General features: G+C 62.9%; 8 protein-coding genes. 1 reads left to right on the top strand and 7 read right to left on the bottom strand.

Annotated features, from left to right (window positions below; all coding sequences use genetic code 11):
• Positions 1-26: 26 nt before the first annotated feature.
• From FW756_RS09765 to FW756_RS09740, 6 genes are all read right to left on the bottom strand, one after another.
• Complete coding sequence (locus tag FW756_RS09765) at positions 27-1,502, bottom strand: SLC13 family permease (protein ID WP_446429954.1); 1,476 nt, start codon at positions 1,500-1,502, stop codon at positions 27-29.
• A gap of 119 nt (positions 1,503-1,621) precedes the next feature.
• Entirely contained in the window at positions 1,622-2,281 is a 660-nt protein-coding gene (locus FW756_RS09760) for a response regulator transcription factor (protein WP_446429953.1), read from the bottom strand.
• Positions 2,266-3,894, bottom strand: coding sequence for a sensor histidine kinase (locus tag FW756_RS09755; protein WP_446429952.1), 1,629 nt, complete (start codon positions 3,892-3,894; stop codon positions 2,266-2,268). The genes FW756_RS09760 and FW756_RS09755 overlap by 16 nt, the downstream gene beginning before the upstream one ends.
• Positions 3,887-4,231, bottom strand: a complete 345-nt coding sequence (locus FW756_RS09750; protein WP_446429951.1) for a hypothetical protein — start codon at positions 4,229-4,231, stop codon at positions 3,887-3,889. Before FW756_RS09750 ends, FW756_RS09755 begins: the two co-directional genes overlap by 8 nt.
• Positions 4,232-4,320: 89 nt before the next feature.
• On the bottom strand, positions 4,321-4,950 hold the full coding sequence (locus FW756_RS09745; protein WP_446429950.1) for an MBL fold metallo-hydrolase: 630 nt from the start codon (positions 4,948-4,950) through the stop codon (positions 4,321-4,323).
• Between the two features lie 45 nt (positions 4,951-4,995).
• The gene (locus tag FW756_RS09740; RefSeq protein ID WP_446429949.1) at positions 4,996-6,081 is read right to left on the bottom strand and encodes an S-(hydroxymethyl)mycothiol dehydrogenase; all 1,086 of its coding nucleotides are present in this window, start codon (positions 6,079-6,081) and stop codon (positions 4,996-4,998) included.
• A gap of 324 nt (positions 6,082-6,405) precedes the next feature.
• Here FW756_RS09740 and FW756_RS09735 point away from each other — a divergent pair, with 324 nt between their 5' ends.
• Positions 6,406-8,892, top strand: a complete 2,487-nt coding sequence (locus FW756_RS09735) for a hypothetical protein (protein WP_446429948.1) — start codon at positions 6,406-6,408, stop codon at positions 8,890-8,892.
• Between the two features lie 164 nt (positions 8,893-9,056).
• Here the strand turns inward: FW756_RS09735 and FW756_RS09730 are convergent, their stop codons facing one another.
• On the bottom strand, positions 9,057-11,558 hold the full coding sequence (locus FW756_RS09730; protein ID WP_446429947.1) for a M14 family zinc carboxypeptidase: 2,502 nt from the start codon (positions 11,556-11,558) through the stop codon (positions 9,057-9,059).
• Positions 11,559-11,740: the final 182 nt, after the last annotated feature.

Genomic DNA, 11,740 nt, shown 5'->3' with positions numbered 1-11,740 from the left:
CGTGACCGGTCACAGGCAGAAACGAACTACAAGAAAGCGGGGAGTCCGAGCGCAGGCCACAGCAGGAAGCTGCAGAGTGCGATACAGACGAACATCAACGGCGCAAGCCAGGCAGATAGCGAGAACAGATCACGCGGATCAATTCCCGGACCGGTCTCAGTGCGAGCAAACAGTGCAACCGGTTTAGCCGAACTCGGCAGCGTATGACAGAATCCGGCAGCTGCCGTTGAGGCGAATGCAGCCGCGGCCGGGTCGACACCGAGCCCGGGAGCAAACGCGATGATGATGGGAATGAGGACGGCGGATCGGGCAGAGCGTGACTGCACCACCAGGTGCGCGCTGAGCGACACTGCAATGACGAGCAGCAGGAATGCTGGCCCAGCTGCTGCACCCCACTGCTGCACTGGGCTGAGCAAGACGTCGCCGATCCACGCGACGGCACCGGTCATGGTGAGTGCCATCCCGAGGGCGAGGGTGGCTGCGAGGAAGAGCAGCAGGTTCCAGGGGATCTGTTTGACGGCGGTTCCCAGTTGGGTGATGCCGATCTTCGGTGCCGCTGCTGCCAACGCACCGAGCAGAGCAACGACCTCCGGTGAGATGCCGTGGAGAGGCTCGGTGCTCCACAGCGCAATGACGGCACCGAGGAGAGCAAGGGCACGCCACTCTCCCCGGGAAAGCTTGCCGGTGACCGGCGTTGCAGCTCCCGTGAACGCAGCGAGCGTGACGCTCAGCGGGGCGCGGCGCTCGGCGCGATCGGTAAAGCGGAACAGGATGAGCTCGCACGCGAGGTGAGAGGACACCACGGCCAGGGGCAGGCCAAGCACCAGCCAGGTGACGAAGCTGAACCCTTCACCGGTGGCTTCGGCGAGGAGTTGGCTCGTGATGAGGTGTGCGCCTGCGCCGAGCAATGACCCGACAGCCGACAGCAGGATGACCGTGGGAAAGAGCAGTCCGAGCGCGCGGTGCAGCGCGGCACGCTCAGGCAGCGCGGCGACAATCGCGGCATAGATGGGGAGCGCGAGCACGGCACGACCGCTCGTTGCAGGGATCGCGAAGGCAGTGACAACGAGGCCAGCCGTCACGAGGTGGGCGAGCGCGCGGGGCGAGCGCGCAACCGCCACGAGGTGTGCAGCACCGCGCAGCGCGAGCCCAGAGCCTGCAACACCAGACGCGATAATTGATGCGCAAATGAGCAGCCAGATGGTCGGATCCCCGAGCGTTGCAAAGAAGCCGTCCGCTGGGAGTGCGCCGGTGAGGATGAGGGCCGCCGCGGCGAGCAGCGCGACGAGGGTGTCATCGAGCGAGGTGAAGATCCACGCCCAGATTGCGCAGAGGAATATCGCGAGGGTGAGTGCGCCTGGAACCGAGAGCACGACGCCGGTTGGGGAGATGTCGGTGGCGGATCCACCGTGCGCGCGCACGGCCGCAGGCACGACGAGGGCGACACCGATGGCGAGGGTGATTGCGGCCGCAACGAGCGCGCGCGTGCGTGGTCGTTGCATCGCCAGGCGTTCAGGCAGGTCACGGCGCTTTGGACGCCGAGGGCTGCCAGACGACCCCGGTGCCGGCGTGCGCTTACTCCCGGCGCGGGTGGGCGGTGAAGTGGCGTATCTGACGGTACTCATAGCAACCGGTATCCCGCCCCGCGCACCGTCTCGATACGGTCTGCGCCGATTTTCGACCGCAGTGATCGCACGTAGACGTCGACCACGTTTGAGGCTGGATCAAAGTCGTACCCCCACACATGTCCGATGAGTTGGTCGCGCGACAGCACCTGATCTGGGTGCTGAAGAAATACTTCAAGGAGCGCGAACTCGCGCGAGGTGAGGTCTTTCGCTTCGCCAGCGACCGTGACTCGACGCCCGCGCACGTCGACCGAAAGATCACCGTGGGAGAGCACAGCACCCGGAGTGCGCTGTTCACCGTCGCCGATGCGCAGTCGCACGCGAGCCAGCAGCTCAGCGAACTGGAACGGCTTGGTCACGTAATCGTTCGCGCCGCCCTCAAGCCCGCGCACGGTGTCGATGACCGAGTCACGTGCGGTAAGTACGATGACGGGCACGGTCACGCCCTCACCGCGCAGATGGCTGAGCACGGCGAAGCCGTCGATCCGCGGTAACCCAATGTCGAGGAGCACGAGGTCGAACGCGCCGCTGCGGGCAAGCAACAGGGCAGTTTCACCGTCGGTGGCTTCGGTGGTCTCGTATCCGGCGGCACGGAGCCCGCGGGTGACGAACGAGGTGATGTGCGGATCGTCTTCTGCGATCAAGATGTGGCGCATGAGGTTCCTTCATCGTGTCGTGCGGGATCAGTGTCAGTGTTTGTGTCGGTACCCGAGGTCGGGGCAGGGATGTCAAGGCCGAACGTTGCGCCCTCACCCGGTGTGCTTTCGACCCAGGCTGAACCCTGATGGCCATCGGCAATCGCGCGGACAATGGCGAGACCGAGCCCGGAACCGTGTCGGGGAGCTGGGCCGTTCGTGTCGCCGCGCGCAGCTGCATGCCCGCCGTGGAAGAACCGTTCGAAGATCCGCTCTGCATCCTCTTGCGCGACGCCTGGTCCGGTATCGCTGACCCACAATCGCAGATGACGGTCAGCGCCGGTACCGATGAAGATTGACCCGATGCGGATCCGGTCACCAGCATCCGTGACCTGCACAGCGTTCGCCGCCAATTGCAGGAGCGCCTGAGTCACCCGCTGCGTATCAAGTGCGACATTGCCCTCAGCAACCTCCATGAGCTCCCAACGGCGATCGCCGAGCGTTTGCGCCTTTGCCTCGATGTCGAGGGTGAGGAGCGCAACGTCCTGGGACGTAGTCGTGACAAAGTCTGGTTGCTGTGCGCGGGCGAGCACGAGCAGATCAGAGACGATGCGGCTCATACGGCCAAGCTCGTCGGTGACGAGGCGCAGCGTTGCGGCGCGTTCGATCGGATCCTCGCTCAGGAGTTCCAGATGGCCGCGAACGACAGTAATGGGGGTGCGCAGCTCATGCCCGGCATCATCGACGAACCGCTGCTGCGTGCGGTGCACGGCTTCGATTCTGTCGAGCATCTCGTTGAAGGTCGCTGCCACTGCGGCGACATCGTCACTCCCTGTGACCGGAACGCGCGCCGTAAGATCATGCTCACCGATGCCGCTCGCGACCCGATACAGTTCGCGAACCGGAGCGAGAATCTGACCGGCAACAAGCCAAGCAACACCCGAACAGAGCAGCACGCCAATCGCGGCAACCCAAGCGAGTGTGCCGAGCGCGCGGTCGACCCCGGCTCGTGCTTCAGCGGTGTGCAGCGATACCAGGAGCGCGCCAGTTTCGTCACCGAGCGTAAACTCCACGCGGCCCCAGCGCACTGGCCCAGCTGACGAGTCTTGGATCGTGCCGGATGTCGCGGTTGTCTGAGTCATCTCCTTGAGCAGGGCGGGATCGCGCTCACCGGAGGACGCAGCCGTCGAAACACCGCCAGACGCAGAGAACAGAGCACCAACAGGTGTTGCCTGAGCACCGGTACCAGTCACACCGATGATCGATTCGCCAACGCTCGCCGACTGACGTGCGAGGTACACCTCAAGCAGCCGCTCTGCGGAAGCAAATGGCTTCGTGGTTTCTGGATCGACACCAGTGCTCACAAACTGTGTGAACTCTGCGGCTTCCTGTTCGATAGCCGCGTTCGCGTCCACTTCAACGGCGGCGAGTGAGAGATTTCGGCCGGCCACGCCAATTGCAGCAAGCGTGAAGATGGTGCTGAGAATGATCCATGCGGTGATCCGCCACCGGGCAGGAAGTGAGTGTGCGCGCAGTGTGCGCAGCGGGGCAACCCGTTCCTGTATTGGAAGGTCGACCCGGGGCAGCTCTACAGTGGGGAGTTCATCAGCTGGGAATGGTCGCGTCTCAGTCATCGTCGCCACCGTCGTCACCGAAGTCGTCGTCTCCCCAGTCATCGCCGTCGTCATCGGCGGTCCATGCGGGGGCGGATCCGTCGTCGGGTGCCACCGGAACTGGAGCCGGAGCCGGAGTTGGTGCCGGAGCAGGTGCTGGGGCCGGTACCGGGGTGGGGGCAGGCGCGGCGGGCTTTGGCGCTGGAGCAACCACTGGCGGTGGCGCTGGCGCTTCCAGGGGGGCCGCGGGAATCGCTGGGGGGCCTGGAAGCTGAATCAGCGTGAGGCTCCCCAGCGCGATTGCCGCCGGAACAGCGATGAGAGCCCCTGGGAGGACGAAGCGCCGTGCGAATGTCATGTCTCTATCGTGGCGGATGCATGTGAGACGAAGATGAGGCTTACATGAAGAAACCTTCATCTATGGAGATGACGCGCCTGGCGCGCGGATCAGTGTCCGCGCTTGATCCACTCCTGCAGGTGTGGTTTCTCGTCGCCGATCGTCGTGGTGTCACCGTGGCCGGTGTAGACGACAGTCTCTTCGGGCAGCGTGAGCAGGCGCTGCGAGATCGATTCGATGATGGTCGGGAAGTCGCTGTAGGAGCGTCCGGTTGCGCCCGGGCCGCCGTTGAACAGGGTGTCACCCGTGAAGACGGCCTCGAGCCCTGGTGCATAGAAGCTCACCGAACCGGGGGAATGACCTGGGGTGTGCAGTGCCTCAATCGAGATGCCTGCGACGGGGAAGGCGTCGCCGTGCGCAATCTCGAACTGCGGAAGCTGCTTGTGCACCGACTCCCAGAGCATGTGATCTGCCGGGTGCAGGTACAGCGCAGCATCGAGCGCGGCGGCGGTGTCGACTGCGGCGCGAATGTGGTCGTCGTGGCCGTGCGTGAGGAGGATGCCGATGACCTTCCTGCCAGCTACGGCCTCCGTCACGGCTGCGGCATCGTGCGCGGGATCAATGACGATGACCTCGCTATCGTTGCCGACGATCCAGACGTTGTTGTCGACGTCCCAGGTTCCGCCGTCGAGCGAGAATGTGCCGTTCGTGATGAGGCGTTCAATGCGTACGTTGCTCATGATGTCCTTTGAAATGAGAGGGCGAACGAAGGAATTGGGTGGGCGTTACAGTTCGACGACCGAGCGCAGCACGGTTCCACCGGCCATCTTGCCAAACGCGGCCTCGACCTCGCTGAGTGCGATGCGTTCGGTGACAAATCCCCCGAGATCGAGGCGGCCAAGCTTGTACTGATCGATGAGCATCTGGAAGTCGCGGCTCGGCAGGCAGTCTCCATACCAAGACGACTTCAGCGATCCGCCTCGACCAAAGACGTCGAGCAACGGGAGCTCAAGCATCATCTCGGGCGTTGGAACACCAACGAGCACCACCCGGCCCGCTAGATCGCGCGCGTAGAACGCCTGTTTGTAGGTTTCGGGGCGACCGACCGCATCGATCACGACGTCGGCGCCATGACCACCGGTGAGGGCGCGGATCGCCTCCACAGGATCCTCCTGCCGCGAGTTGATGGTGTGCGTCGCCCCGAAATGCTTGGCCTGTGCGAGCTTCGCATCGTCGATGTCGACCGCGATGATCGTGGTGGCTCCGGCGAGCTGGGCGCCCGCGATTGCTGCGGTGCCGACTCCACCGCAGCCGATGACAGCCGTGGATTCGCCGCGCTTGATTTCACCAGTATTGATGGCGGCGCCGATGCCAGCCATGATTCCGCAACCCAGCAGGCCGACCGCGGCCGCGTCGGAATCTTCATCGATCTTCGTGCACTGCCCGGCAGCAACGAGGGTCTTCTCGGCAAACGAGCCAATCCCGAGCGCGGGGGAGAGCTCGGTGCCGTCTTCCAGGGTCATCTTCTGCTTGGCATTGTGCGTAGCGAAGCAGTACTGGGGCTGACCCTTCTGGCAGGCGCGGCACTGTCCGCAGACTGCGCGCCAGTTGAGAATGACACGATCACCGACGGCGACCTCGGTGACACCTTCGCCGACGACTGCGACGCGAGCGGTCGATTCGTGGCCGAGGAGGAACGGGAAGTCGTCGCTGATTCCACCCTGCTGATAGTGGTAATCGGTGTGACAGACGCCGCACGTCAGCACATCAACAACGACCTCGCCTGGGCCCGGTTCGGGAACAATGATCGTCTCGATTGTGGCCGGTGCAAACTTCTCGCGAACTACAACACCCTGAACTCGATATGACATGTCATTTCCTCTCGACAGCTGCTTCATTGCTGTGTCGTGCGTGGCCCTGAACGGGGTCCGGCGGCGGTGCCGGTCTGCCTGTCAGTATAGGAGCCGAAGTTCGGTGTTTGGGGAGCGTCGCGCCTCGGTTCAGCGCGAATCGTATCGCCAAACGGACATTTATTAGGCAAACCATTGCATCATCAGATGAACTTCTTCACACTGGTCTGTGGTCGCGCACAGGTTTTGCGTGGCCTTTGAGAACTCGGCGTGAGTGGGGCGATCCACTGTGGCCGTACACAGTGAGGGGAAAATCTGGTGAACGGACGAAGGCGCGCAACGCGCGTGGGGGTGATCGCGGCGGCAGCTGCGATGCTATTGAGTACAGGCGGGCTTGCAACCGTGGCGACAGGCGCCATGGCCGCTGACGGGGTCACCGAGGTGACAGATGCATCGTTCCTCTGGGGAATGAGTCAGCAGTATCAGGGCGGCAACCCGGGAAACAGTACCTGCAACTATTTCTCTGCGGGAACGCAGTCTGAGTACGCTGCAGAAGTCGGCAACGTTCGTATCGTGCACGATACAGCCGGAGATCTGGCACTGAGCTCTGCCACGACGAAGTGCACGGGTTCGACTGGAAACGCCTACCGACAGCTCATGCTGTTGAGCAATGGCACGGGAACGGCGGATCCCGCCACAGGCGAAGCAGAGATCGCTTGGGATGGCGCGCTCGTTGCGAATGCCTACGGTGGACTGGTGCCCTGGAGCGTGAGCGAACTCGCGCTGCACGTCGACGGTGAGGGGAGCGGCACGCTGACCGCAACGCTCGGTGGCTACGGCTCGTCGATGGAGAATCCTGACGAGATGATCCCGCTTGAACCGACACCGGTCACCCTTGCGACGTTTGATGGTGTCACCGTGACCGACACCGGTATTGAAGTACTTCCCGATTACGCAGGCGTTGAGATTGAGGTGCCAGATGATGTTGGCACGCCGCAGAATCGTGACGTGCAGGGCTGGGGTTCGTGGCCGCAGTCGGTCGTCGACTTCCATATTAAGTCGGGCCTGTCATCGTATTGGTACAGCAGCGGCGGCGCTGCTGACCACACCAAGGCAGCAAGTGCGTTCACCGTGCAGTTCTCGGGTGCGCCCGAGGTTCGTGAAGCTGCCGCCCCACCAACGATCTCCACGCAGACCAAGATCCACAGCAACGCCGCGGTGATCGTGAACGGTCGTAGCGTCGACGTTACCGCTGCCGCGCAGGGTGCGACCGAGATCTCTTGGGAACGCTCGGTGACAAACCGCAAGCTTGGTGCATACGAAGAGATTTCTGGCGCTCACGCTGAGAAGCTCACCTTCACCGCTACGGATGAGTGGAACAGTAAGTACGTACGCATGGTCGCAAAGAATGCGAGTGGAACCGTACGCTCTGAGGCTGTCCTCGTGCTCACCACCGACTACATCGAAGCTGCGTTTAGCGAACAGCCGAAACCGGTGACCGGGTTTGCCGAGCATCCGTTGCGAATTACGTTGGCAGCAAAGGCGTTCCCGCAGCTGGTGCAAGAGCGCAACCGCATCGAGATGAGTGCCGATGACGGCAAGACGTGGGCAGCCGTGCCTGGCAGTGAGGGCGCGAGCAACGGGCTCAGCGCGTTCGTGATTCCGTCACTTGAGATGAAGCACGACGGAATGCTCATTCGTGCCGTTTCTGGCAGCCTCGAGGGACGCGAAGCGGGGTCGCCCGGCCAGACGGCATTTTCAGAGCCGACACGTGTGACGGTCTTGCCCGCTGTGGGCGATGGACCGCAGCTCGCAGCAATCATGCACGAGTCGCTTGACCCAGCGGTCGATACTACTGTCACCCTTGTGGGTGCGGGGTTTACCGTGCCGAAATGGAATGAAGCTGACCCAAACATCGTGAGCTACCTTGACCTGTCGCTCTACGCAGCAGACGAGTGGACACCAGGATCGGGCGGACTCACGGCGGTTCCCGGTGTCACGTTCTCACCAAACGCTTCTGCGACTGGCACAGGCCTGAGCGAAGCGAACATGACGCGTCAGATGGGCACGTTCGTGCTCACTGCAACGGTACCTGCTGGCACGCTCGATGCGAACACCAAGTACGGGTTCGGTGCATACCTGCGCGCAAACGACGTGGTCTCGGGGACGAACACGTGGAGCAATCGTGCCGGCGATGCATGGACGCCCATCACGCTGGTTGGTCAGGAGCCCGAAGAGTTCACCCCAGCAGAGACTGACCTCACCGCAGAGAATCGCGGCGCAGTGACGGTTCCGAAGTCTGCGCGTGCGGGCGACGAGATTGAGGTTGCCATCAGCGAAGCACACGCTGATGAGACCGTACAGGTGTTCATCTTCTCTGAACCGGTCTCACTCGGTACACCTACGGTCTCTGCAACGGGATCGTTCCGGGCGACCGTTCCAGCGAACGCAGCTCCAGGCGCGCATAAGCTCGCGGTCTACACCGCTGCCGGTGTGCTGGTTGGGTGGGAAGAGCTGACGGTCACCGCACCCGCGACCGAAGGCGGCTCAGACAGTGGTTCGAATGGCGGATCTGACGCCGGTGCGAATGGCGGATCGGATGCGCAGGGCACTGGCGCACCAGAAGCTGGCGCGAACGGAGCAGGCACTGGCGCGAACGGAGCGAACTCGGCGAACGGAGCGAACGCTGCGAACCCCGCGACCGCAGCCGGTCTTGCGAACACCGGCTCGGTGAGCATGGGCGGCATCCTTGGTGCAGCTGGTCTCGTCCTGCTCTTCGGCGCTGGGGTGCTGCTGCTTGCACGTCGCACCTCACAGAAGGGCGCTGAGTAGCCACTCATTCGTGTGGTGAGCGGCCAGCGTGATCTTGTCTGGAGCCGCCCACCATATTGAATGGCCGCTGTGGCGGTGATGGAAGGGAGTTCATCACCGCCACAGCGGCCATATGTGGCGGTGACGTGCCGATGCAAGCCAGAAGACACGTCACCTACGAAGCGCTAGTGGGTGCGCGCTCCGATCTTTCGTCGCGCAAGTACCAGTGCGCCTGTGAGCCCCAGTGCACCCGCAGCTGCGAGGAGTAGGCCGAGGCCAGGGCCGCCGGTACGAGCGAGATTGTCAGTATTCACCGTGCCAGTTCCAGTGCCAGCAGTGGTGCCGGTGCCTTCTGCGTCAGTGCTGCTCTCGCCGTTGGCTGCGCGAACCTGCACGAGGATCGAAGTTGAGACCCCCTCAGCGGTCGCGGTAATGGTGTGTGGGCTCGCGGTTGGGAAGGTGACCCGGTTACCGTCGATGACATCGGTATCGACATCGCTTGTCAGTTTCACACGGTCGCTGTAGTCGGCGATCTCGTTGCCGAACTCGTCAATACCGGTGGCGGTCACCGTAATGGTGTCGCCCTGCGTGGGATGTTGATCTGAGAGCGCAAGAACAAACTCATCAAGCTGGGCCGGAGTGACGGTGAGCGTGATGGGCACGTCAATTTCGCCTGCGCCATTGTCGATTCGTACACGGAGTGAGGCCGTTGTCGCAGTCTGTGCCGATCCAGTGATCGCGCCGAGCTCAGCATCGAACGCGAGGCCCTTCGGGAGCTTGCCAGCGAGCACCTCGTAGGCGGGGGTGACCGATGACACGATGCCAAGGTCGAGTGACTGCGTGCTTCCCGCAACCACGGTGAAGTCAGTGGATCCTGACTGCGTCGGGGCCGCAAGCGCATCTGCTGCCGCTGCCTGCCAAGGACCCCACTCGCCGGAGCCGTTCTGCGCACGCACAAAGACCTGGTGCGCGCTCGCGGTATCGCGAGTGACGGGAATCTCGCCAGCAAATGAGACGGTGTGGCCTGAACCCTCAATGGTCAGTGGCACGGTCTTGTCGATTGCGTTTCGATTAGTCGCAAGGGCAGCCTCGACCGCGGTGATTTCGGTAACCTCTGGCCGACGCTCGACCGAACTCGGGTCAGCACCGTATGCGTCATCGGTCGCGGTGCCGCTGACCGCGATCGCACCGTTTTCGCTGCGCGTTGCAGTCACGTCAGAAACGATGCCACCCAGTGTCGCGGTGTAGGGGGCATAGGCCGCCTCAGCAGCGAATCGAATGCCAGGTGCAACACGGGTGTAGAAGTCGTCGACGCGTGCATAGCTCGGGAAGAAGCCGCCGCTCTGCGCGGTACCAATCTCGTACGTGTACGCGGGTACCCCGAGCTGCGAATAGATCCAGTCGATATCGTTGCCGGAGTTGTCGTACAGAATCTCACCCGCTTTGCCGGTTGCGAAGTCGTTGGCAAACGACTGCCGGAATGCGCTCGCCTTGATCGGTTCCAGGTTCGGTACATCTGCCTGCTTGTCGTAGGCATAGGGGTAGATCACGTAGTTGGCGTAGGAGTGCAGGTTCACATAGGTGCCGGTGCGCTCTGCGGGAGCCGCCGTGTCATTTTCGGTGCGGTATTCGCCGAAGAGATCGGTGAGGAGCCCTGAGAGCGCTTCGATTTCAGGCTCGGATGCTGGCGCGGTGCCACGGTATGAGGCCGAGTTCGGGTTGGTGCTTGAACTTGCCTCGCCCCAGTGGAAGGCCCAGTTGCGGTTCAAATCAACGCCGTGCTGCTGGCTGTTCCAGTTCTGGCTTGTTGGCGCAAACTCGGTGGTGTTTGCGTTCTTGCGCTGCCACGCCTTCGACGTTGCGGGTGGCACAGCGTCGCCCGCCTGATTCAGCGGCGCAGTCGCGACAGCAGCTTCGACAGCTTCGATGCTGTCTGGGTTGTTCTGGAAGTTGATCCACACCTCGGTGCTGTCGAGCAACGCCGTGATTTGTGGATCGGTGCCGTACCCATCAAGCAGCTCTGCTGCGTAGCGCCAGGCAATTTCGCTCGTAATGAGCTCGCGGGCGTGCGCCTGTGCCACGAGCACGAACCGGGGGCGGCCCTCCTGCCCGTTCGTCGCTGTGGGCTGGTCGGCAACGTTTCCGGTGAGACGAACCGCAAGCAGATCGTGACCGCCCGTGCCCTGGGTCTTCTGCCAGGAGTCACCGAAATCTACGAGCTCGGCGATGTCGGGGTATGCCGCAGCGATATCGCGGGCGTACTGATCGAACGCGGCAACCGTGCGATAACCGCCGTAGTAGGTCTCATAGTCGTTGGCATCAAGCTTCTCAGGCACCGGGAAGCTTGCCGTCGCCACGGCGTCTGCGGTCGCGGCCGAACGCGCGGTGGGAGCTGCATCGGTGCTGATTGCGGCCGCATACGATTCGATGCCGTCGATTGCTACACCGCGATCTTCGAGAAGTTGCTCGGTGGCGTCATCGCCCAAGATCACTACCTGGTCTGCAGACGCGTCGACCACGTCGAGATCTGCCACGGCATCTGCCTGCGCTGCGTCGACCGTGATGAGCAGCGGTGCATCGGTGTCAGGAGCGGGTGTTGCTGCCGCGGGGGTCAGCGCGGTGAGTGAGAGTCCACCGACAAGCAGCGCTGAGATCGCGCTTGCGGGGAGAAGCCTTCGAGAAGCCATGGGTGCGGGGTTCCTTTCAGTGCGCGCGGCTGGTGGCCGGCGGCAAATGTGGAACACACGCTACTGAGAATCTTCTGGCGGATTATCGCTATCTGACATGAAACGTAAGGCGACGTAACGAAAGGTCATGCAACGCGAATAGGTGGGTGAAGGCTGCGTATTCTGGGAGCATTCCCTCCCAG

The organism is Leucobacter sp. 1207-22 (assembly GCF_052850455.1).
This window is presented reverse-complemented; position numbering and strand designations above follow the sequence as displayed.